This is a genomic window from Alloiococcus sp. CFN-8 (assembly GCF_049943125.1).
In the GTDB taxonomy this organism is placed as follows: Bacteria; Bacillota; Clostridia; order Clostridiales; family Clostridiaceae; genus JAEXZL01.
Genome location: NZ_CP188040.1, coordinates 1,732,593 through 1,754,724 on the forward strand (window position 1 = coordinate 1,732,593; position 22,132 = coordinate 1,754,724).

The 22,132-nt window shown below is 37.2% G+C and carries 22 protein-coding genes; 20 read left to right on the top strand and 2 right to left on the bottom strand.

All coding sequences use genetic code 11. From position 1 onward, the window contains the following. Window positions 1-76 precede the first annotated feature (76 nt). Window positions 77-1,408 (bottom strand): DUF4317 domain-containing protein, encoded by a 1,332-nt coding sequence (locus tag ACPWSR_RS07920; RefSeq protein WP_426351141.1) that lies wholly within the window; start codon window positions 1,406-1,408, stop codon window positions 77-79. Window positions 1,409-1,646: 238 nt separating this feature from the next. Here ACPWSR_RS07920 and ACPWSR_RS07925 point away from each other — a divergent pair, with 238 nt between their 5' ends. Beyond that, window positions 1,647-1,829: a hypothetical protein gene (locus ACPWSR_RS07925; protein WP_426351142.1), complete on the top strand. Its 183-nt coding sequence runs from the start codon at window positions 1,647-1,649 to the stop codon at window positions 1,827-1,829. A 110-nt stretch (window positions 1,830-1,939) separates the two neighbouring features. Next, window positions 1,940-2,317 (top strand): VOC family protein, encoded by a 378-nt coding sequence (locus ACPWSR_RS07930; RefSeq protein ID WP_426351143.1) that lies wholly within the window; start codon window positions 1,940-1,942, stop codon window positions 2,315-2,317. Between the two features lie 47 nt (window positions 2,318-2,364). On the opposite strand, the gene ACPWSR_RS07935 is transcribed toward ACPWSR_RS07930, so the two are convergent. Beyond that, a complete protein-coding gene (locus ACPWSR_RS07935) occupies window positions 2,365-3,261 on the bottom strand; it encodes a LysR family transcriptional regulator (RefSeq protein ID WP_426351144.1) in 897 nt (298 codons plus the stop codon). A 332-nt stretch (window positions 3,262-3,593) separates the two neighbouring features. Between ACPWSR_RS07935 and ACPWSR_RS07940 the strand changes: the two genes are divergently transcribed. The 18 genes from ACPWSR_RS07940 to ACPWSR_RS08025 all read left to right on the top strand — a co-directional run bounded on the left by ACPWSR_RS07940 (window position 3,594) and on the right by ACPWSR_RS08025 (window position 22,081). Next, the gene (locus ACPWSR_RS07940) at window positions 3,594-4,256 is read left to right on the top strand and encodes a CoA transferase subunit A (protein WP_426351145.1); all 663 of its coding nucleotides are present in this window, start codon (window positions 3,594-3,596) and stop codon (window positions 4,254-4,256) included. Continuing rightward, window positions 4,249-4,908, top strand: a complete 660-nt coding sequence (locus ACPWSR_RS07945; RefSeq protein ID WP_426351146.1) for a 3-oxoacid CoA-transferase subunit B — start codon at window positions 4,249-4,251, stop codon at window positions 4,906-4,908. Before ACPWSR_RS07940 ends, ACPWSR_RS07945 begins: the two co-directional genes overlap by 8 nt. A gap of 199 nt (window positions 4,909-5,107) precedes the next feature. After that, a complete protein-coding gene (locus ACPWSR_RS07950) occupies window positions 5,108-7,804 on the top strand; it encodes a cation-translocating P-type ATPase (RefSeq protein ID WP_426351147.1) in 2,697 nt (898 codons plus the stop codon). 146 nt (window positions 7,805-7,950) lie between these two features. Continuing rightward, a complete protein-coding gene (gene pta / locus ACPWSR_RS07955) occupies window positions 7,951-8,949 on the top strand; it encodes a phosphate acetyltransferase (RefSeq protein ID WP_426351148.1) in 999 nt (332 codons plus the stop codon). Between the two features lie 32 nt (window positions 8,950-8,981). After that, window positions 8,982-10,178 carry an acetate/propionate family kinase gene (locus tag ACPWSR_RS07960; RefSeq protein WP_426351149.1) on the top strand — a complete coding sequence of 399 codons (1,197 nt, stop codon included), beginning with the start codon at window positions 8,982-8,984 and terminating at the stop codon, window positions 10,176-10,178. Between the two features lie 34 nt (window positions 10,179-10,212). Further along, window positions 10,213-10,464 carry an HPr family phosphocarrier protein gene (locus tag ACPWSR_RS07965; RefSeq protein ID WP_426351150.1) on the top strand — a complete coding sequence of 84 codons (252 nt, stop codon included), beginning with the start codon at window positions 10,213-10,215 and terminating at the stop codon, window positions 10,462-10,464. A gap of 241 nt (window positions 10,465-10,705) precedes the next feature. Beyond that, window positions 10,706-11,686: a LacI family DNA-binding transcriptional regulator gene (locus ACPWSR_RS07970; RefSeq protein ID WP_426351151.1), complete on the top strand. Its 981-nt coding sequence runs from the start codon at window positions 10,706-10,708 to the stop codon at window positions 11,684-11,686. A gap of 116 nt (window positions 11,687-11,802) precedes the next feature. Then, window positions 11,803-13,203 (top strand): sucrose-specific PTS transporter subunit IIBC, encoded by a 1,401-nt coding sequence (locus ACPWSR_RS07975; RefSeq protein ID WP_426351152.1) that lies wholly within the window; start codon window positions 11,803-11,805, stop codon window positions 13,201-13,203. Between the two features lie 43 nt (window positions 13,204-13,246). Beyond that, window positions 13,247-14,716 (top strand): glycoside hydrolase family 32 protein, encoded by a 1,470-nt coding sequence (locus tag ACPWSR_RS07980; RefSeq protein WP_426351153.1) that lies wholly within the window; start codon window positions 13,247-13,249, stop codon window positions 14,714-14,716. A 29-nt stretch (window positions 14,717-14,745) separates the two neighbouring features. Next, complete coding sequence (locus tag ACPWSR_RS07985) at window positions 14,746-15,723, top strand: carbohydrate kinase family protein (protein ID WP_426351154.1); 978 nt, start codon at window positions 14,746-14,748, stop codon at window positions 15,721-15,723. Window positions 15,724-15,986: 263 nt separating this feature from the next. Continuing rightward, window positions 15,987-16,412 (top strand): GNAT family N-acetyltransferase, encoded by a 426-nt coding sequence (locus ACPWSR_RS07990; protein WP_426351155.1) that lies wholly within the window; start codon window positions 15,987-15,989, stop codon window positions 16,410-16,412. A gap of 12 nt (window positions 16,413-16,424) precedes the next feature. Next, window positions 16,425-17,117, top strand: a complete 693-nt coding sequence (locus ACPWSR_RS07995) for a 5'-methylthioadenosine/adenosylhomocysteine nucleosidase (protein WP_426351156.1) — start codon at window positions 16,425-16,427, stop codon at window positions 17,115-17,117. Window positions 17,118-17,277: 160 nt separating this feature from the next. Beyond that, window positions 17,278-17,886: a helix-turn-helix domain-containing protein gene (locus ACPWSR_RS08000; RefSeq protein WP_426351157.1), complete on the top strand. Its 609-nt coding sequence runs from the start codon at window positions 17,278-17,280 to the stop codon at window positions 17,884-17,886. A gap of 253 nt (window positions 17,887-18,139) precedes the next feature. Continuing rightward, window positions 18,140-18,793 carry a peptidoglycan recognition protein family protein gene (locus ACPWSR_RS08005; protein ID WP_426351158.1) on the top strand — a complete coding sequence of 218 codons (654 nt, stop codon included), beginning with the start codon at window positions 18,140-18,142 and terminating at the stop codon, window positions 18,791-18,793. A 106-nt stretch (window positions 18,794-18,899) separates the two neighbouring features. Then, window positions 18,900-19,484 carry a hypothetical protein gene (locus tag ACPWSR_RS08010; RefSeq protein WP_426351159.1) on the top strand — a complete coding sequence of 195 codons (585 nt, stop codon included), beginning with the start codon at window positions 18,900-18,902 and terminating at the stop codon, window positions 19,482-19,484. Window positions 19,485-19,603: 119 nt separating this feature from the next. After that, a complete protein-coding gene (locus tag ACPWSR_RS08015; protein WP_426351160.1) occupies window positions 19,604-20,155 on the top strand; it encodes a hypothetical protein in 552 nt (183 codons plus the stop codon). A 5-nt stretch (window positions 20,156-20,160) separates the two neighbouring features. Beyond that, entirely contained in the window at window positions 20,161-20,841 is a 681-nt protein-coding gene (locus ACPWSR_RS08020) for a response regulator transcription factor (RefSeq protein WP_426351161.1), read from the top strand. Beyond that, window positions 20,834-22,081 (top strand): sensor histidine kinase, encoded by a 1,248-nt coding sequence (locus ACPWSR_RS08025; protein WP_426351162.1) that lies wholly within the window; start codon window positions 20,834-20,836, stop codon window positions 22,079-22,081. The genes ACPWSR_RS08020 and ACPWSR_RS08025 overlap by 8 nt, the downstream gene beginning before the upstream one ends. The last annotated feature ends 51 nt before the right edge of the window (window positions 22,082-22,132 follow it).

Below are 22,132 nucleotides of genomic sequence, written 5' to 3' on the forward strand. Positions count from 1 at the left end.
TTTTATATACGCTTTAGCTGCTCCTATATTATAGTAAAATATTAGTTTTCCACTTATAGCAAAGTAAAGAATTGTGTTAAATTATATCCTCTCTACCATTTACCTTAGCCTGTTCATCCTCCTCTATAGGAATAACTATGCATTTTTGACCATCAATTATCTCAGTTTTTATTTGAGAGATTTTTTCTGGCTTTACCTGAAGGACAACATCATATTGAGTGTTGTCTTCAGCTTCAATGTCGTTAGCTTCTTCTATATCTACATTATCCTGGTCAAGCTCTTCTGGAATTTCTTCATCAGTGGCATTCTCCTGGTTATCTACAGCAGCCTCCTGCTTCACCTGTTCCAACTTATACTGAAGGATTTCCACTTGCTTTTCAAGATACTTTTCCTTTTTTCTCTGCTCGCTTAGCTTTAATGCCCTGGCATCAATTAAGCTTTCTGCCATTGGTAGGTCTCCCTCAAAGAGCTCACCATAGGACCTTTCAATCTTGCTGGTAACCTCCTCAGGTACACCACTTTCTAGCAGGAGATTCTGTATTTCCTTCTCCGATAGGGTTATAGGCTCAGCGGATTCCACATCCTCATAGGTAGAGTTGTGCTCCTCTACCATGGCGTTGAGATTATCCTGTATTTCTATGAAAATCTTTTCGGCCTTTTCTTCATCTGCAAAGGACTCCTTAACGATTTCCTGGAAGGCTTGCTTCTGTATAGCAGCAGTCTGTCTGGAATAGCAGCCCAGTGCATCCTCCATGAGCTCTGGATGGGGATCCTTAGGATTTTTAGTATAATACATAACAGCATTTACATCACTGCTTCTGTTTATAAAAGCAGGATATATAAATCCGTTTGCAGGAACCTCTACTACCCAGTCTCTTATTCTAGCCTTTATCTTATTATCATCATCGAAGTAGCTGAGGCCAGGAGCTGATAGAGAAACAGGGCAGATTGCACAGAGTATATATTCATATACCTCTTCTGATTCATCCAGCTTTAAATCATCCTTAGTCTTAGTAATTACATCATAGGCATCATGATAGAGAAGTATTAAAAAGTTGCCGGTATAGCTGTAATTATCTATGATTGTTCTATAAAACTCTTCTAAAAGGGCATCGTTCTTTAGCTGACTGCTCTTAAGCTCCAGAAGAAAGTACTGCTTTTCATTCTTTAAATCCTCTCCTAAAGGAAAATTAAGCTCTAAAATATTATTACCTAAGGTTCCAGACATCACTTTTTTAGCAATCTCTAGATACTTAAAATATTCTTCCTCTTCTAGGTTAAGGAAGGTTTCTCTGAAGGTAGAAATAATATGCTTTTCACCGCTGACATAGCAGCCGCAGAGCTTAGTGAAGGTGCAATAATCCTTCTTTAAGCGTCTTTTTAACTCTAGTATATCTTTTTTTCTCATATATAAACTCCTCAATTTAGTCTTTTATATTTATAGTTCTTAGCGACATTCTACTATTAAGTATAATACCTTTTTATGATTAATATAAGGATAAAAGCATAAAAACACCGCTATAGATGCCTCATGAAATAAAATTATGGTAGAATTTGCAATAATTGATAGTTGATAGCTTTGATTATATAATATAAGTGAAGATTATTTCAATGAGTAGGGAGAAAACTGCAAGGAGGTTTTCATAGTGCTTTTAAAGGTAGTTATAAGCATATTATTAATAATAGGAATTATAAATCCCAAGGTGATTTGGATGGTCAAGGGAGGGGGCAAGTTTAAGGATAACGGCCCTAGTAACCTTTATTTGGTAATGAATAGAGTTTTTTCTGTAATTTTATTATTAGTTACATGGTTATTTTTGCCTAACTAATATTTAGACAAGCTCCTATATATCCTTAGCTTTAAAGTTTTTTAGGTGAGAGGATAGAGTTTTGTAAAAGAGGTAATTATTAATAATAAAACATATAAAGGGGTATCATTATGAGATTTGCATTTTCAACAATAAAAACCAATGACTTAGAAGCTTCCTTAAGCTTTTATCAAGATATTTTAGGCTTAGTGGAGGAGAGAAGAATCTATCCAAGGGAAGGGATGTGCTGTGTTTTCCTCAAGGATGAGAACAACTCTGTAGTTGAGCTCATAGGTTCTACCAATGACAGTGTAAATAATAAAGAAAGTAAGGGACATGTGTCCCTAGGCTTTGCTGTGGAGGATTTAGATAAGATTATAGAAATGCTCAAGGATAATAATATAAATATTATCAGTGGTCCCATCAATACTCCTGGTGGAGAAAGGCTCTTATTTATAGAGGATCCTAATGGAGTGGAGATTGAATTTGTAGAAGGCTTTAAGCTGTAAAAGAAATAAATAAAGAAGCTCTAAGACCTTCCTAGCATGGAAGGTTCTTAGCGCTTCTTGAAATATTCAACTAATTCATTATATACAAATGCTTCAATACGAGAGTAATGGCTTTTCCTATAACGGCAGATTATTACTTCCCAGTTGATAGGGTCATAAAACTCCAGCTTTACTAGGTTCTTATAGGAAGCAAAGCTATCCATGGGAGAGGGGAGGATAGTAATTAAATTACTGTCTTCGGTTGAATATAGAAGGTAATCCCATGAGTCAGATTTTATCTTTATATCAGGTCTTATAGCCTCACTTTCAAATTTTCTCATTAGATAATAATTAATCATAAAGGATTCAGAAAAGATGGCGAGGTTTTGATTATTCAAATCTGACCACTGTAGCTTTTCCTTAGCTGCTAGCTTATTATCCTGATTCATAAAGGCACATAGGTCATCGTCAGCAATTATAGTCTTTTCAATAGTAGCCTTATTAAAATCAGTAGGATTTAGAAGGATTGCTATGTCAACCTCTTGAAGGACAAGGCTTTTTTTAAGCTCTATGGCACCAATTTCATATATTTCAAACTGGATATTAGGATATTCTAATATTAATTTAGGTATAACTTCCGAAAAAAGTACAGTCAAAACTAAGGGAGGAATACCTATTTTTATTCTGCCCTTAACCTTAGAAGCATCATAACGAAGGCTTTCCATCATCTCCTCATACTGTTTAAGTAGCTCTACTGCATTATAATAGAAGCTTTCCCCTGCTGGGGTTAGTCTTATAAGTCTACCTGAGGCTCTCTCAAAGAGCTGGACATTTTCATCTCTCTCAAAATTTATAATCATTTTGCTTAAAGCTGGTTGAGAAATATGGATTTTCTTGGAGGTCTCGGATATGTTAAAGTCAGAATCTACTATTTCTACAAAGTTCTTAAGCTGCTTTATATCCATAATTTTCATCTCCTGGCTATATAAAAGTATTAATAATTAAGTAAATTATAACATATTTATTAAAATTAGTTAACTTTGACTGGGAAATAGAAAAAACAAACACACTTTTCTTAGATTTAATAAAAAACTATGTACAACTGAAAATGTTAAGTCAAATAATTAAAAAAATATCAATAACCTAAGATTATAGCGGGTATGAAAAAAAGGCTTTAGACACCATTATTTATTTAGGATAATATGGAAATTAGATAGCCGAATATGGGCTAGCAACCCCATATATAGGCGTTGGACAGGGTACAGCTCTAATAGTTGAAAATAGGAGTGAAAATTAGATGGGTAAATTGATAAGTATTAAGGAAGCAGTATCTAAAATAAAAGATGGTGACATCATTATGGTAGGAGGCTTTTTAGCTAACGGAAGTCCTTTAAAGCTCATTGATGCTATTGTAGAATCAGGAGTTAAGGATTTAACACTAATATGTAATGATACCGCTTTCATAGATAAAGGCGTAGGAAAGATGGTTGTGGCAAAGCAGTTTAAAAAAATTATTGCCTCTCATGTAGGTACCAATAAAGAAACTGGAAGACAGATGAATGCAGGAGAAACTGAGGTAGTTCTTGTTCCTCAAGGTACCTTAGCAGAGCAGGTACGTTCTGGTGGCTACGGTTTAGGGGGAGTCCTTACTAAGACTGGCTTAGGAACTCTAGTAGAAGAAGGTAAGGAGAAGGTTGTAGTTGATGGTGAGGAATATCTTCTTGAAAAACCATTAAAGGCTGATGTAGCTATAATATATGGTTCAAGGGTCGATAAAAACGGTAACATATCTTATAAAGGCTCAACCTTAAACTTCAATAATATAATGGCAGCGGCTGCTAAGATAACCATAGTTGAAGCTGAAGAGATTGTAGAAATTGGGGAGTTAGATCCTAATCATGTTACAACACCAGGAGTATTCGTTAATTATATAGTAGAGGGAGGTCCAATAAATGGATAAGAATCAAATTCAAGAATTCATTGCAAAAAGAGTTGCAAGGGAGCTGGAGGATGGAACCTTAGTTAACCTTGGAATAGGACTTCCTACAAAGGTTGCAAATTTTGTCCCTGAAGGAATTAATGTTACCTTCCAATCGGAAAATGGCTTTACTGGTCTTGGACCTTCTCAAACAGAGGAGAATTTTGACCCACATATAGTAAATGCAGGTGGGATGCCTGTAACAATAATGGCTGGTGGTTGCTTCTTTGATAGCGCAACCTCCTTTGGTATTATAAGAGGTGGACACATAGCGCTGACAGTACTGGGTGCCCTTCAGGTAGATGAAAAAGGAAATATAGCTAACTATATGATACCAGGAAAGATGGTTCCAGGAATGGGAGGAGCAATGGATCTTCTCAGCGGTGCAGAGAAGGTAATAGTAGCAATGGAGCATACGGCAAAGGGAAGCCCTAAAATACTTAAGGAATGTAATCTTCCCCTTACAGCAGCAGGAGCAGTGGACCTGATTATCACTGAGATGGGAGTTATTAAGGTTACATCTGACGGTCTGGTGCTAACAGAGCTCAACCCTGAATTTACTATAGAAGAGGTAAGGTCAGCCACAGAAGCAGAGCTATTAATAAGTGAAGACCTGAAGGAAATGATAAATTAAGAATTATTAAAGATAAGCTTCTATAGGAAGACTTATCAAAGGAGCATTGTTGTAGAATTTATATTAGCAATAAATTCAAATATTAAAATTATTTAGATTATATTTGACACTTTCTTTACAATTATATTTATTTTTGTCGTTGAATTATATATAATTATATTAGTAAAATAAGGCATATTAAAACGAGGTGAATTAAAAATTGGGACAAGTTTGGTATAACAGTGAAATCAACGATGTATCAAAAGAGCTTCAGGTTGATCCTTCTAAAGGACTTTCTACGTCTGAAGTGGAAGAAAGGTTGTCGAAACATGGACATAATGAGCTGAAGGAAAAGGAAAAGGAAACAATATTTCAGAAGATTTTCAATCAGCTAAACGACTTTATGACAATTATACTAATCGTAGCTAGTATAGTATCCTTTGCTGTAGGTGAAGGTGTTGACGCAGTAGTAATTATAGCTATCGTTGTGGTTAATGCATTTTTGGGAGTTTTACAAGAAGGAAAGGCAGAGAAGGCTTTAGAAGCACTTCAAAAGATGTCAGCGCCTAATGCTAAGGTTCTGAGAAATGGAAAGATTGAAATAGTTCCTTCCAGAGATCTTGTACCTGGTGATGTTATTGTTTTTGAGGCTGGAGATTTAATACCAGCTGATGCAAGAATAATAGAAAGCTCTAACTTAAAAATAGAGGAGGCATCCCTTACAGGAGAATCAGTACCTGCAGAAAAGTATGCTAATGCTAAGCTTCAAGGAGAAGTAGGAATCGGTGACAGAATTAACATGGCATATATGAGTACTGTGGTTACCTATGGACGTGGAAAGGCTATAATAGTAGAAACTGGTGGAAACACTGAGATGGGTAAGATAGCCGATAAGATTCAGGAAATCGATAATGAAAATACCCCACTTCAAAATAAGCTAAACCAGCTTGGAAAATGGCTTGGTATAATCTGTATCGCTGTTTGTGTGCTTGTGTTTGTAGTTGGTCTTTTAAGAGGAGAAGAGCCTCTAGAAATGTTTATGACTTCTGTAAGCCTTGCTGTTGCAGCTATTCCTGAAGGCTTAGCTGCCGTGGTTACAATAGTTCTTGCCCTTGGTATGAAGAGAATGGTTAGCAGAAATGCCATAATCAGAAGACTATTAGCTGTTGAAACCTTAGGCTGTGTTGATGTTATCTGCTCTGATAAAACTGGTACCTTAACTCAGAATGAGATGACTGTTAAGAAAATTTATACCTACGGTAAGTTCTTTGAAGTAACTGGACAGGGCTATGACCCAGCCGGAGAGTTCAGAGCCGAAGGTGAAGCTATAAATCCTGAGAATTTTGAGGACCTTAAGCTATTCCTTCCTGCAGGTGTTCTATGTAATGATGCTAGCGTGGAAAAAAAGGAAGATGGGTCCTGGGGGATTTTAGGAGATCCTACAGAGGGTGCTTTCACTGTTGCTGGATTAAAGGCAGGATATTCTAGAGAGGAAATGAATGCTAAATATCCTCGTATAGAAGAGCTTCCCTTTGATTCTGAAAGAAAGATGATGTCAACCTTCCATTCTAATTTTGTATCAGGAATCATATCCTTTACCAAGGGTGCACCAGATATAGTTTTAGATAGATGTTCAAGGATACTTGTTAATGGAAAAGCAGTAGAGCTTACAAAAGAAATGAGACAGGAAATAACTAAGGCTAACAGCAGCTTTGCTAATGAAGCCTTAAGAGTTCTTGCTTGTGCTTATCGCGAGTATGCGGCTCTTCCAGAAGCAATCACCTCTGAGACAGTAGAAAAGGACATGATATTTATAGGCCTTATGGGTATGATTGACCCTGCAAGACCTGAAGCTAAGGATGCTATAATAACCTGTAAGCAGGCAGGTATTAAGCCTGTGATGATTACTGGTGACCATAGAGATACAGCTGTTGCTATAGCTAAGGACCTTCATCTTATGGAAGAAGGTGACGGAGTTTTATCCGGTAATGAAATTGATGCTCTTTCCGATGAGGAATTTGCTAAGGTAGTTGAAACTACCAGTGTATATGCTAGAGTTTCTCCTGAAAATAAGGTTCGTATCGTTGAGACCTTAAGGAAAAATGGACATATTGCTTCCATGACTGGTGATGGTGTCAATGATGCCATGGCTCTTAAGAAGGCTGACATCGGTGTTGCCATGGGTATCACTGGAACAGATGTTGCAAAGGGTACTGCTGATATGATATTAACTGATGATAACTTTGCAAGTATCGTTCATGCTGTTGAAGAAGGAAGAGTTATATACAGTAATATAAGAAAGTTCGTATTCTTCCTCTTATCCTGTAATGTTGGTGAAATACTGATTGTATTTTTAGCTCTGCTTATGAATATACCTACACCGCTTTTACCTATACAGCTTTTATGGCTTAACCTTGTAACAGACAGCTTCCCAGCTCTTGCCTTGGGTACTGAAAAGGGAGAGTCTGATATCATGAATCAGAAGCCTAGAAAAGCTGATGAGCCTATTCTTGATAGGTCCATGCTCATAGGAATAGCTGTTCAGAGTATATCCTTAGTTGGTGCTGTACTTGGTATATATCTATGGGCATTAAACAAATTCCCTAATGATATAGATCATGCAAGAACCTATGCCTTTGTTACATTAATTCTTGCAGAAGTTCTTAGATCTCACTCCAGCAGATCTGAGAGAGATTCAATCTTTAAGATGGGTATATTCAGCAACAAGACTCTTATATATGCAACCGTACTTTGCTTCTTCCTATTAGGAGTAGTAATCTATGTTCCATTTATGAGAGATATCTTCCAAACTGTTCCACTAAATCTCTTTGATGCTGAGATGGTGATAGTATTTGCCTTAATACCACTAGTTTTAGGTGAGCTTTTCAAGCTTGTTAGAAGAAAATTTAATATATAAAATAATTACAATAGCTAGAAGAATTTCTTAATAGATTAGAGATTCTCATATATGAAATTACTTACAAGGTCCTTAATCTATTAATTAGATAGATTAAGGGCCTTCTATTGAGCATTTTATTATTAGTAAATATGAAGGAGAGAAAAATGGATTTTATAAATAAGGTTTATGAAGCTGTAAAAAAAGATATAAAGAGGATTGTACTGCCTGAAGGGGAAGAAGAAAGAAACCTTGTAGCCGCAGGAAAGATTAAGGAACAAGGTCTTGCTGAAATAATATTAGTGGGTAATGAAGAAGTGGTTAAGGCTAATGCTAAAAGACTTAATGCCAATATTGAAGGAATAGAGATAGTAGATCCTGAGAAGGATAAGAGAACAGAGGCTTATGCAAATGCCTTTTATGAGCTTAGAAAAAATAAAGGGATGACCCTAGAAAAGGCAAATCTCATAGTAAGAGATCCACTATACTTTGGAACAATGATGGTGAAGCTTAATGATGCTGATGGCTTGGTTTCTGGAGCTATCCATACCACTGGAGATTTATTAAGACCTGGTCTTCAAATAATAAAAACTGCTCCTGGAGTTTCTGTAGTTTCAAGCTTTTTTGTAATGCTTCTTCCTGAAGCAACCTATGGTGATGAGGGAATGCTTTTATTCTCTGACTGTGCTGTTAATCCAAATCCTAATAATGAGGAGCTGGCTTCCATAGCTATAGCAACGGCAGATACAGCAAAAAATGTATTTGGAATGGATCCAAAGGTAGCAGCCCTATCCTTCTCCACCATGGGCAGTGCTAGTCATGAGCTTGTAGAGAAGGTAAGAAGTGCAGTAGAAATTGCTAAGAGTAAGAGACCAGACCTTTCTATAGATGGAGAGCTACAGCTAGATGCGGCTATAGTTCAAAAGGTTGCTGCTCAAAAGGCTCCTTATAGCAAGGTAGCTGGAAAAGCTAATGTTTTAGTATTCCCTGATTTACAGTCTGGAAATATTGGCTATAAGCTTGTACAGAGATTTGCCAATGCTGAGGCCATAGGACCTATATGTCAGGGTTTTGCAAAACCAATAAACGACCTGTCCAGAGGTTGCTCTGCTGAGGATATAGTAAAGGTAGTTGCTCTGACAGCATTACAGGCACAATATATATAAACCAATCATATGATAAGGAAGTGTATTATTAAATGAAGATTCTTGTAATAAATTGTGGAAGTTCCTCTTTAAAATATCAACTAATCAATATGGAAACTGAGGAGGTACTGACTAAAGGCTTAGTAGAAAGAATCGGGATTGATGGTTCTATCCTAACCCAAAAGACTCCGGGAAAAGACAAGTATGTAGTAGAGCAAGCCATGGAGGATCATAAGGCAGCCATTGGACTAGTTCTGAAGGCGCTTATTGATGAAAACTTTGGTGTTATTAAATCTATGGACGAGATTTCAGCCGTAGGTCATAGAGTTGTCCATGGAGGAGAAAAGTATGCTCAATCAGTTCTCATTGATGATGAGGTGATGGCCTCCTTAGAGGATTGCGTTAAGCTTGCACCACTTCATAATCCTCCAAATATAATAGGAATAAAGGCCTGTATGGAGCTTATGCCTGCTACTCCTATGACTGCTGTTTTTGATACTGCCTTTCATCAAACAATGCCTGAGGAAGCATATATCTACGCTCTTCCTTATGAATATTATACTGAGTATGGGATTAGAAAGTATGGCTTCCACGGAACCTCTCATAAGTATGTTTCCAGTAAGGCAGCAGAAGCCATGGGAAGAGATATACGGGACTTAAAAATAGTAACCTGTCACTTAGGAAATGGTTCTAGTGTCACAGCTGTTAAGGATGGGATATCAATTGATACCACTATGGGCTTTACACCTTTAGAGGGCTTAGCTATGGGAACAAGAAGCGGTAATCTCGACCCTGCAATAGTTTCCTTCTTGGTAAAAGAGCTGAAGATAACTGCCGATGAGGCTTTAAATATTTTAAATAAAAAATCCGGAGTCCTAGGGATTTCTGGAGTAAGCAGTGATTTTAGAGACATACAGATAGCTTCGGAGGGTGGAAATAAGAGAGCTAAGCTTGCCCTAGATATATTCTGCTACAGAGTTAGGAAGTACATAGGAGCTTATGCTGCTTCTATGGGAGGTGTAGACTGCCTTGTGTTCACTGCTGGGGTAGGAGAAAATTCCATAGAAATGAGAGAGGAAATCTGCAAAGGGCTTAGCTTCCTGGGAATTGAATTAGATAGCGAAAGAAATCATACCCGTGGAGAGATTGCAGAAATTAGCTCTGATAATTCTAAGGTTAAAATATATGTAATTCCTACCGATGAAGAAATGATGATTGCAAAAGATACAAAGGATATAGTATCTAAGTAAAATAGATAATGATAAAATATAAGGTGATAGATTTATGGTTCTAAAAGAGATAAGGGTTTTAGATGATAAGGGTTTACGTGCAGCCTTAGCATCTCTAATGGTAAAAAAGGCAATGAGTTATAATAGTGAGATTACCATTGAATATAATGGTAAAAAGGCCAATGCTAAAAGCTTCATCAATGTTTTGGCACTAAATGTACCTCAAGGAGCAGTAGTGGCTGTAAATGCTAAGGGACATGATGAGTTACTGGCTGCTAAGGGTTTAGAGGAGTTTTTCAAAATATAGATTTATCTCACTAAATAGACTTAGAGATACTTGTCCTGTGGATATGAAATATAAATTGTTTTTATATTGATCTATGGATAAGATAAAGATTGAGCATTGAGATTTTATCTCAGTGCTCTTTTTATTAAAAACACCCATATTAATACTATAGCATTTGAATTATGGAAGAATATTCTATACTTAAATGAAAAGTTATTCTATACTTAAGATAAATAACCTATGAGCGGGAGGTGAGTTATTAATGACTAATATAAATGATATAGCTAGACTAGCGGGGGTTGCTAAAAGTACAGTGTCTAGGTATCTCAATGGTGGTGTGGTAGGAGAGGAGACAAGGCTCAAGCTGGACAATATCATTAAAGAAACGGGGTATACTCCTAATGCATTTGCTCAGAGCTTAAAGGCTAAGAGAACAAACATTGTTGGAGCTATTGTCCCCCGTCTTGATTCCTTTGCAGCATCACAGATACTCATAGGAATAGATGAGGAGCTCAGGGCAGAGAATTATCAGCTGCTTATATCCAATACCAGTCAGACAATAGAACGTGAAATAGAAAGCATTTATACCCTGGCTAAGCAGAAGGCTGCAGGGATTATTCTTCTTGCCACAGAGGTTACCCCTGCACATTTAGAGGCCTTTAAGAAGATAAATATTCCTGTGATTCTTATGGGACAGCAGGCGGATAATATTCACAGTGTAATTCATGACGATTACGGTGCTGCTTATGAAATGGGTAAATATATTCTGTCTAAAGGGCATAAGAAGGTTGCTTACCTTGGCGTTACCGAGAGGGATATCTCCGTAGGTATAAAGAGAAAAGAAGGGTTTAAGAAGGCAATGGAGGAGCATGGGAGCTGCGAAGTGAGGTATTATGAGACAGGCTTTAAGCTAGAAGCAGCATTAGCTAAGGCTTCAGAAGTAATAGAAACCTATAGGCCTTCTATAATTGTCTGTGCCACAGATAATATTGCTATGGGAACCCTGAAGGCTGCTAATCTACTAAAAGTTAAGGTACCTACAGAGCTATCTATAACAGGCTTTGGAGGTTATGAGGTTACCACAATAATTCATCCTACCTTAACCACAGTTAAGCTTTATTTCAAGGAAGCAGGACAACATGCTGCCAAGGGAATTATGAAGCTTATTAAAGAGGAAATAATTCCTCCGGTTACTGTATCAAAGTTTAAAATAATTGAGGGAGAAAGTGTTGACAGAAAATAGTGAATAGTATAAAATTAGGATAATATGGAACCGGTTTTTATTAATCGGTTATATTTTTAAGAATAATGGAACCGGTTCCAATAAGGGGAGTATAAAATTATAAAGGAGTGACATTTATGGTAAAGTCTTATGAAGAGATAGCAAAGGAGATTGTCCAAGCTGTTGGCGGTGAAGGAAATATTAATTCCTTTGCTCACTGTGCTACCAGGCTTAGAATCGTTGTAAACGATAAGAGCAAGGTGGATACAGAGGCTATAGAAAAGATAGACAAGGTAAAGGGTGTTTTCTTTAACTCCGGTCAATATCAAATTATATTTGGAACTGGTACTGTAAACAGGGTGTATGAAGCCGTAGAGGGGTTAGGACTGCAGGGGAGCTCTAAGAGTGAGGTCAAGGAGCAAGCTAAGAAGGAAGGAAATGCCCTTCAGAGAGCTGTTCGTTCCTTAGGTGATGTTTTTGTTCCCATAATTCCAGCCTTAGTTGCCACAGGTTTGTTTATGGGGATTAGAGGTCTTGTAACTCAAGAGGCTGTGTTAGACCTATTTGGCTATACTGCTGCAGATCTTCCAGCAAATTTTATAACCTTTACTCAGATTGTTACTGATACAGCCTTTGCTTTTCTGCCCGCTCTTGTAGCTTGGTCAGCCTTTAAGGTTTTTGGAGGCAGTCCTATACTAGGTATAGTTCTTGGTCTTATGCTTGTTAACCCAGCTCTTCCTAATGCCTATGAGGTTGGCTCAGGAGCTGTAGAGCCACTGATGTTCTTTGGCTTTATTCCCGTGGCTGGTTATCAGGGCTCAGTGCTTCCAGCATTTTTTGTGGGATTCTTAGGAGCCAAGCTTGAAAGGCAGATCCGTAAGAGGATGCCAGAAGCCATAGATTTATTTACTACACCATTTTTAACATTATTAATAATGCTTTCCGTAGGTTTATTTGTATTAGGTCCAATACTTCATGTAGTTGAAAGCTTCCTGCTCACTGCAGTAAATGCAATTATTGATTTACCTATGGGTCTTGGAGGATTAACTATTGGTGGTTTAATACAGGTAGTGGTAGTTACGGGAGTTCATCAGATATTTAATATGCTGGAGATTCAGCTTTTAGCAAATACAGGAGTTAACCCCTATAATGGTATAATAGCTTATACTGCCATAGCTCAAGGTGCTGCAACCCTTGCCGTAGGCTTAAAGAGTAAGAATACAAAATTAAAAGCCCTGGCTATACCTTCAGCAGTTTCTGCATTCCTTGGTATTACTGAGCCTGCAATCTTTGGTGTTAATTTAAGATATGGCAAGCCCTTCCTTATGGGACTCATAGGTGGAGCTGTAGGTGGCTTCTTAGGTGCCCTCTTTAAGCTTGAGGCCACAGGCATGAGCCTTACAGGAATACCTGGAATACTGTTATATCTTAATAACCAGTGGTTCTTATATATTATAATCAGCGTTATTGTATTTGTTGTAACCTTTGCTTTAACCTGGTTATATGGGTATAAAGAAAAGGAAGCTGAAATAAAGTAATATAAAGCAAAGGATAACTTGAAGAATAAGGGGTTTTGAATAGATGGAATGGTCTAAAGAAGAAAGATATCGTAGATTGGAGGATGCAAGTGCAGAAGAAATTAGTGAGCTTAAGGCTAGGGTAGATAGCTGCCCATGGCGTCAGAGCTATCACATACAGCCTGTCACTGGACTCCTTAATGATCCCAATGGTTTTTCCTATTATAACGGTGAATATCATCTTTTCTATCAATGGTTTCCTCTAGGACCTGTCCATGGTTTAAAATATTGGTATCATGTGAGGTCTAAGGACCTGGTTCATTGGGAAGATGTAGGCATAGGTATAAAGCCTGATTCTAATTTTGATAACTATGGCGCCTATTCAGGAAGTGCCATAGAGCATGAAGGGAAGCTCTATCTTATATACACCGGTAACACCCGGGATGAAGAGTGGAGGAGGCATCCTAAGCAGTGCTTAGCAGTTATGGACCCTCAGGGCAATATTACAAAGGTAAATAACCCAGTGATATCCGAGGTGCCAGAAGGGTATACAGAGCATTTTCGAGACCCGAAGGTATGGAAGGAGCAGGATAAGTTCTATACAGTAATAGGTGCTCAGAGGGAAAATGAAACTGGTACTGCTGTGTTTTATAGCTCTGAGGACTTAATGAAGTGGAACTTTCAAGGAGAGCTTGTAACAAAGCTTCAGGATTTTGGCTTCATGTGGGAATGTCCTGATTATTTTCAGCTCCAGGATAAAGGAGTGTTTATATTTTCCCCTCAAGGCTTAGAGCCTCAGGGGGATAACTATAGGAATATTTATCAATCAGGCTATGTCCTGGGAGATAAGCTAGACTTAAAGCATAGAAGGCTTAGTCATGGTGAATTCCATGAGCTTGATAGAGGCTTTGACTTCTATGCTCCTCAAACCATGGAGGATACTGAAGGTAGACGAATTCTAGTTGGCTGGATGGGTATGGGAGAGGTTGAGTACCCTACGGATAAAAATGGCTGGGCACACTGCCTGACCCTACCTAGGGAACTATCCATAGAAAATGGAAGGTTAATTCAAAAGCCAATAAAGGAGCTGGAAAGCCTTAGGAAGAAGGAATATATAGTTGAGGATGAGGCTTGTGATGAAATAAAGGCTTATGATGAGCTGAAGGGAATAACCTACGAGCTCATAGGAGAATTTAAAAATCATGATGCAGAGGAGTTTGGTATAGAATTTAGAGCTTCGGAAGAGGAAAGGACAGTGATAAAATATGATGCCCTCCAGAAAAAGCTCATCCTTGATAGAAGCTCCTCAGGAGAAGAATTTGGCTCAGAATATGGCAGTGTAAGAGCCTGTGATTTTCAGGGAGATACTATAAAGCTTCAGCTCTTTGTAGATGTTTCTTCCGTGGAAATATTTATAAATGATGGACAGGAGGTATTCACCAGTAGAATCTTCCCTAAGAAGAATAGCAGAGACATTAGAATTTTTGCTACTAAAGGACGCACTTCCTTTAATATGGTAAAATGGGATTATTAGTATATGAATTTATATTAGGGAGGTAGAGGATGAGTACTATTTACTGTATCGGTGAAGCCTTAATAGATTTCATTCCCTTAGAAAAGGGAAAAGCCTTAAAGGATGTGGAGGCCTTTATGAAGGCTCCTGGTGGAGCGCCAGCAAATGTAGCTGCAGCAGTGGCTAAGTTTGGAGGGCAAGCTTCACTTATAACCAAGCTAGGAGTGGACGGATTCGGAGACTTCCTTGTGGAAACCTTAGAAGAGGCTGGGGTTAATACGGATAAGATATTAAGAACAGAGGAAGCAAATACTGGACTGGCCTTTGTATCCTTAAGAGAGGATGGGGAAAGAGATTTTTCCTTTTATCGAAAGCCCTCAGCAGATCTGCTCCTCACAGAGGATGAAATAGATGATTCGTGGTTTAAGAGTAATGATATACTTCACTTCTGCTCTGTGGACCTAGTTGATAGTCCTATGAAGGGAGCTCATCTAAAGGCTATTAAAGCTGCCAAGGAGAGAGGAGCTATAATAAGCTTCGACCCTAATGTTAGACTTCCCCTTTGGGATAGCCCAAAGGAATGTAGGTTCACAATACAAAGCTTTATCCCCCTAGCGGATATCGTAAAGGTTTCTCACGAGGAGTTGGGGTTTATCACCGGGGTATCAGAGGTTGAAGCGTCAATTAAAAAACTTTTCACAGGAGACGTGAAAGCTGTGATACTGACACAAGCCTCAGAAGGCTGTTCTCTATATATTCGTAATAATAAATACTCTATCAATGGCTTTGGAGTTAAGGTCTTAGACACCACAGGAGCAGGAGATGCCTTTGTGGGTGGAATGCTCTTTAAGCTTATTGAAAAAGGAGCTACTCAAAGTAATTTAGAAGAAGTTTTAGAAGAACATTATGAAGAGATCCTTACCTTTGCCAATGGCAGTGGAGCCTTATCAACTACAGGCCATGGAGCTATTTCCTCCTTCCCTAGTAAGGGAGAGGTAGAGAGGCTTATGGAGAGTCATAGGAAATAAAGATTGTTTTATTAATGAGCAAATAGCTTTAAAGTGATTTATAAGTCAGGATAAGTTCATTTAATTTGGATTTATCCTGATTTTTTTGTTTTTTTCAATAAGTATAGATTTAGATGTTTAATTATATTATTTTCATCAAAATTCATATATAAAAATTATGTATTATGGATAATGTTTACAATTACTATTCTCTATTGGATAATTATATTAGTATGATTTGGAAAAAATAAACTACTTATTTATATAAGTGAGGGAGTTAACATATGAATAACTATAAGATTTTAGAAAGTAGCAAAGAAGAAATCGATTATATTGAGGATAGAATTTGTGAGTATAATGAGTCCAATGTACCTTTTGAAGCTCCTATACCAGCATCAAACATCAATAGGCATATTCAAGATGATAGTGGAAATATTATAGCAGGGGTAAACTGTATTTATTATGCCTGGAAGTGTATCTATATAGATGCCTTGTGGGTTAAGGAGGAATATAGAAACAGAGGGCTTGGCTCGGAGCTCTTAAAGGAAATAGAAAAGACCGCAAAGGAATATGGCTGCCATATGATACATTTGGACACCTTTGATTTTCAGAGGAAGGACTTTTATATTAGGCAAGGCTATGAGATACACGGAATTTTAGATGATTGTCCACAAGGACATAAGAGGTATTATTTGAAGAAGCGGATTTAATGGGGGATTTTTATGAAGGCTATTAGAATAATTGGGGCAATGAGTATAGAGATAAAAATGATAAGAGATAGAATGGTTGTAGGGAGTAAAAAGCAATATGCGGGATTTACCTTTTATCAGGGAAAGTATAAAGATTTAAACATAGTTTTAACCACTTGTGGAGTAGGGAAGGTAAATGCTTCGAGCTGCACTCAAATACTTATTGATAGATTTAATGTAACGGAAATAATTAATACTGGTATTGCTGGAAGCTTAAATGAGAAGGTTAAGCTTTTAGATATTGTTATCTCTGATAATGTCACCTATCATGATGTGAGACAAGAGCAAATGAAAACTTGCTTTCCTTTTAAAGAGTTTTTTACAGCAAGTGAGCAATTGAAGAATTTAGCAGTAAAAGCATATGAAAGAACATTGCATGATAGCTACAACTATCATGTTGGGAGAATTGTATCGGGAGATGGCTTTATCTGTGACGATGATATGAAGAGAGGAATTGTAGAGATCTATAATCCTCATTGTGTAGAGATGGAAGGAGCAGCTATAGGACATGTAGCAGAAATTAATGAAGTTCCTTTTATTATTATAAGAAGCATATCTGATAATGCAGATAATAATGCACCTGTAAATTATGAGGAGTTTGAGGAGCTAGCAGCAAATAATTCTGCTAGGCTGGTTTTAAATATATTGGACGAGATAAGTTCTTAAGGACATATAAAACATATTCAAGCTATGAATAAGTAGGGGGGGTTTACTGTTTTAGCTGCATTGCAACCACCAGTTGCGAAAGTTCCAAGTGCGGTTGCTAGAATGAAACCTGGCATTTAGGTATGCTATAGCTATAATATTTAAAAAGGGAGAGAGAATAATGACATTGGGGGAAAAGTTATCAGAGCTCAGACAAAAATCAGGGCTGTCACAGGATAGGGTTGCTGAAATTCTTGGAGTATCGAGACAAGCGGTTTCTAAGTGGGAGAGGGATGAAGCAAAGCCTGATTTGGATAATATAGTTAACCTGAGCAATATTTATAATGTGACAACGGATTATCTTCTTAAGGAACAAACAGAAAGAGTACAGCAAGAGAAGAGAGGCAATAATTATAGGAGCTCTAGTTTTTTTGAAAGTATATTAAAGTTTATTAAAGAAAAATGGTATTGGCTTGGCTATGGCGTTGCAGCCTGGGGAATTAGTGATATTATATCAGCTATAATAGGCAAGATAATGATGAGGTCATTTGCTGGCTTTATATTTGATTACGGCCAAGAGGCTTTGGAAACAGATTTAGTCAGTGGACCTAGTGAGATGATAAATAGTTGGGAAACAGTAGATCCCAACATGGAGGCCTTGATGAATGCACCTTCAAATCTATTATGGTTGCCTGTTGTGTTGGGAATTATAAAGATTACAGTAGGAATCATAGTAGTCATTTATGGTAGAAGGTATGTCCGAAGGATGAAGGCAAAAGAATATAGATAGAAGCTATTTAAGACAGGCTGTAATGCTTGTCTTATTTTACTGTACAGTTTTAATCTATAAGTTATTAATTAGACTAAAAACCAGTAGTTTCTTTAAGCAATATTGTAAAGTACAAGGATTTTAGTTAAATAATGTCGTATATATTATATAGAAAAAATTAGGTATAATGCTTTTTAAACATATTTAGTGAGATTATCCATAGAGATAAACATCAAATTAATAATCATAGCTATAATCATAGGAGATACTGCAGATGAAAAAGAGAAGGAAGATAAGAAAGAGAAAAAGAAGAAACCGTGGTAAGAGAATATTGCTCATGCTAGCTTCGATTATTTTCTTTTCCGCGTGCATACTAATTGTAATATTTTTATTAAGAGGGACAAGTTCCCGGAGGAAGGTGGAAGCTCTAAAGGATGCGGAGGTTCCTGCGTGGGTTCAGGTGGATTTAATAGATATAGATGGTGCAGCGAGAAGAGGAAAGGATCTAGAGGCAATCGAGGACATAGTTATACACTATGTGGGAAATCCAGGAACTACAGCTCAGCAGAATAGAGATTTCTTCAATAATCCAGGGGTAGAGGTCAGCTCCCATTTTGTTATAGGTCTTGAAGGAGAGATAATCCAAGTTATTCCACTAAATGAAATATCCCAAGCAAGCAACTGGAGAAATAATGATACCATATCCATAGAGGTCTGCCATCCTGATGCTTCAGGAAAATTTAGTGAGGTAACCTATCAGTCCCTGGTTAAGCTTACAGCATGGCTTACTGAATTGTGTGATCTTGATGAAGACAATGTCATACGCCATTATGATGTTACGGAGAAGCTATGTCCCATCTATTACGTAGAGAATGAGGATGCTTGGCTTCAGCTTAAAAATGATATTAAAGAAGCAAGGAATAATTAATTATTTTTTAATCTGATTTTAATCTTTCTTATATTTTAGATTAATTATCCCGAAGTATTATATAACCATGATGAAGGAAAAAATAAATTCATGGAGGGTATATAATATGGAAAGAGATATAATGATTAAAAGGTTAATGGAAAAGGCTGATATAACTACTGAAGAAGCAGTAGAGGTTTTGGAAAGCTGTAATTGGGATTTACTCGATGCAATTATTGATTTAGAGAGAAGGGGTAAGCTTAGAGGGAATAAGAGTAACACCTTAATAGAAGCAGTTCCAGTAGAGGATTATAAAAACACATACAATCAAGAGGAAGCTAAGAACCAGGAATATAATGCAAAAGCTGAGGGAGAGGAAAAGAAGGAAGAGAGCTGTGGAGGTATTGGTGAGCTTATGGGAAGAATGTTTAAGTTTATAGGTAAGCTTATAAAGAAAGGAAACAATAATTTCTTTGATGCCAAAAAAGAAAATGAAAAGCCAATAAGAATCCCCCTAACCATAGCTGCAGTATTTATAGTATTCTTATCAATTCCAAGTATAATCTTGCTGGTGATTGGATTGTTCTGTGGTTATAAATATTCTATCTCAGGCCCTGATATTAAATGTGACGGAGTAAATGATATATTTGAAGAGGTATCAAAATCAGCAGATAACCTTAAAAGAGATTTTAAAGAAGGCTACCAAAAGTAATAAGTATATATAAAGAGGCCTTGGAAACACTAAAGGCCTCTTTATTTTTTAATTGGGGAAATATTATTGGTAATGGTATAATTTACTTATATTCGCACCATAGATACGGAGGATTATTTATGGATAAGATTAAACTAGTTGACAAGCTACGCACTAAAGCAAATATTACCTATGAAGAGGCTAAAGTTGCTTTAGAAATGAATAATTGGGATATATTAGAGGCAGTGGTGTATTTAGAAGAGCAGGGAAGGGTGAAAAGGCCTTCTGTCAGTATATTTTATACCCACGAGGATAAAGAAAGCTACACAAGCTCTCATGAGGATAATAGCAAGGATGAAGGCAGTGCTTATGGCAGTGAGCAAAATAAAAACAGTTTTAATGGGATATTTGAAGCCATTATTAAAGCCATAGACACTGGTAACAACATCTTTATAGAAATAATTAATAAAGGAAACATATTATTAAAGGTGCCTTTTACAGTAATAATATTACTTTTATTCTTTGGCTTCTGGATTATAATACCTTTAATGATTGTTGCATTATTCTTTGATATAGAATTTTTAATAGCTGCAGATAGGATAGATATAGGTAAACTTAATGAAATCAATAAAGTATTTGGTAAAATGTCAAAGGCTGCACGGGATATAAAAGAGAAATTTAAAGAGGGGTAAGGCTGATGATTAAGATTTTGATTGTTGAGGATGAAGAAAAGATAGCAAGATTCATAGAGCTTGAGTTAATTCATGAGGGCTATGAGGTTATTAAGGTAAACAATGGCAGGATGGGTCTTGAGCTAGCAGAAAAGGGAGAAGCTGATTTAGTAATACTGGATATTATGCTCCCTGAAATAAATGGTCTTGAGGTCTTAAGAAGGCTTAGGAGGTCCTCTGACATTCCTGTAATAATGCTCACCGCAAGAGATGCTGTTATGGATAAGGTTTCAGGTCTCGATGCAGGTGCCGATGATTATATCACAAAGCCCTTTGCTATAGAAGAGCTCCTTGCAAGAATAAGGACAGCACTTAAAAAGAGGACTGTCTCAGAAAAAAGTGACCAAGGACTCCTATACTGTGGCTTATTAACCCTAGATAAGCTGAGGCATAAGGTTAGCTATGACGGAAATATAATTGAGCTAACCAATAGAGAATTCACACTGCTGCAGGTGTTGCTGGAAAATAAAGATATAGTATTATCAAGAGGTACACTGATCGAAAAGGTATGCGGCTATGACTATTTTGGGGAAACAAATGTAATAGATGTGTATGTGAGATTCTTAAGAACAAAGATAGATGATGCCTTTAAGGTTAAGCTGATTACTACGGTACGTGGTGTAGGATACGTGATAAAGGATGAGTAAAAATAACAAGAAGATCACATCTATTGCTATAAGGCTTAATGCCGCCTCTGTCAGGGATTTATTCATTAACCTTCTCTTGTTGGATATTTTCCTTATATTTATTTTACTTGCTCTTTGGTGCATAGAAGCTGAAAAAGACTTTTACGGAGAGCTGGTGAGATCTGCAAAAAGATCCTTTGACCTCTTCCCCATAGAAACCGCCAGCTACAAGGTTGTCTGGAATGATGGAAGGACAATGGTCAAAGAAGCAGCAGCTTTTCTTCAGGGTGTTAAAACAATAATGATAATTTTAGGGATTATAGAGGGTATATTTTTATTAGATCAGATTGTTTTTGGTACCGCAAAAATAAGGAAGTCTCTAAGGCCTCTGGATGAGATAGCAGAAGCTGCAAGCAGGCTCAGCAATATGGACTTTGATGAGGATAAGTTTCACAGCCTAGAGGATGCCATATCTAAAATTACTCCCTCAGCCTCTGATGAAAGGATACACATAGATGATAGCGAGCTTAAAGGGCTGGAGGATGCAATAAATAAGCTCCTGGATAGAATGAGGGAGTCCTACAGGCAGCAGGCTAGGTTCGTTTCCGATGCCTCCCATGAGCTAAGAACTCCTATTTCAGTAATTCAGGGATATGCAAACATGCTGGATCGCTGGGGTAAGAGTGATGAGAGCGTATTAGAAGAGTCTATTTCAGCCATAAAGGTTGAGTCTGAGAATATGAAAACTCTAGTTGAGCAGCTGTTATTCTTAGCTAGGGGGATCAATGGAAAAACTCAGCTTACCATGAAGGAGTTTTTACTTAATGATATGCTTCGTGAGGTTTTAGAAGAGTCTAAAATGATAGACAAGGACCATGAATACAGCTTTGTTGATTCTGATAGCATCATCGTTTATGGTGACCCAGGCCTTCTTAAGCAGACTATGAGAATTCTAATTGAAAATGCAGCTAAGTACTCCGAAGAGGGAGGAGAAATAATCCTTAGAGCCGGTAGAAATGAAAAAGGAGAGCCTTATTTTTCTGTTCAGGATAATGGCATAGGTATGGAGGAAAAGGATGTCCCACATATCTTTGAGCGCTTCTTCAGAGCAGATACCGCAAGAGTTAGAAAAAACGGTGGCACAGGCCTCGGCCTATCCATAGCAAAGTGGATTGTTGACAGCCATAAGGGTTATTTTAGTGTTTTGAGCAGAAAAGAAATAGGTACAAGGATAACGGTGTTTTTACCACAAAAACTTTAAGAGCAATTGTAATTTCATAAGTATACTGTGAATTAGAAATTAGCTTTATAG

Coding starts and splice junctions, on each gene's coding strand:
- ACPWSR_RS08020 (WP_426351161.1), top strand. CDS start 20,161: ATGATTAAGATTTTGATTGTTGAGGATGAAGAAAAGATAGCAAGATTC.
- ACPWSR_RS07970 (WP_426351151.1), top strand. CDS start 10,706: ATGACTAATATAAATGATATAGCTAGACTAGCGGGGGTTGCTAAAAGT.
- ACPWSR_RS07990 (WP_426351155.1), top strand. CDS start 15,987: ATGAATAACTATAAGATTTTAGAAAGTAGCAAAGAAGAAATCGATTAT.
- ACPWSR_RS08005 (WP_426351158.1), top strand. CDS start 18,140: ATGAAAAAGAGAAGGAAGATAAGAAAGAGAAAAAGAAGAAACCGTGGT.
- ACPWSR_RS07980 (WP_426351153.1), top strand. CDS start 13,247: ATGGAATGGTCTAAAGAAGAAAGATATCGTAGATTGGAGGATGCAAGT.
- ACPWSR_RS08025 (WP_426351162.1), top strand. CDS start 20,834: ATGAGTAAAAATAACAAGAAGATCACATCTATTGCTATAAGGCTTAAT.
- ACPWSR_RS07975 (WP_426351152.1), top strand. CDS start 11,803: ATGGTAAAGTCTTATGAAGAGATAGCAAAGGAGATTGTCCAAGCTGTT.
- ACPWSR_RS07945 (WP_426351146.1), top strand. CDS start 4,249: ATGGATAAGAATCAAATTCAAGAATTCATTGCAAAAAGAGTTGCAAGG.
- ACPWSR_RS08015 (WP_426351160.1), top strand. CDS start 19,604: ATGGATAAGATTAAACTAGTTGACAAGCTACGCACTAAAGCAAATATT.
- ACPWSR_RS08000 (WP_426351157.1), top strand. CDS start 17,278: ATGACATTGGGGGAAAAGTTATCAGAGCTCAGACAAAAATCAGGGCTG.
- ACPWSR_RS07935 (WP_426351144.1), bottom strand. CDS start 3,261: ATGGATATAAAGCAGCTTAAGAACTTTGTAGAAATAGTAGATTCTGAC.
- ACPWSR_RS07960 (WP_426351149.1), top strand. CDS start 8,982: ATGAAGATTCTTGTAATAAATTGTGGAAGTTCCTCTTTAAAATATCAA.
- ACPWSR_RS07930 (WP_426351143.1), top strand. CDS start 1,940: ATGAGATTTGCATTTTCAACAATAAAAACCAATGACTTAGAAGCTTCC.
- pta (WP_426351148.1), top strand. CDS start 7,951: ATGGATTTTATAAATAAGGTTTATGAAGCTGTAAAAAAAGATATAAAG.
- ACPWSR_RS07965 (WP_426351150.1), top strand. CDS start 10,213: ATGGTTCTAAAAGAGATAAGGGTTTTAGATGATAAGGGTTTACGTGCA.
- ACPWSR_RS07995 (WP_426351156.1), top strand. CDS start 16,425: ATGAAGGCTATTAGAATAATTGGGGCAATGAGTATAGAGATAAAAATG.
- ACPWSR_RS07920 (WP_426351141.1), bottom strand. CDS start 1,408: ATGAGAAAAAAAGATATACTAGAGTTAAAAAGACGCTTAAAGAAGGAT.
- ACPWSR_RS08010 (WP_426351159.1), top strand. CDS start 18,900: ATGGAAAGAGATATAATGATTAAAAGGTTAATGGAAAAGGCTGATATA.
- ACPWSR_RS07985 (WP_426351154.1), top strand. CDS start 14,746: ATGAGTACTATTTACTGTATCGGTGAAGCCTTAATAGATTTCATTCCC.
- ACPWSR_RS07940 (WP_426351145.1), top strand. CDS start 3,594: ATGGGTAAATTGATAAGTATTAAGGAAGCAGTATCTAAAATAAAAGAT.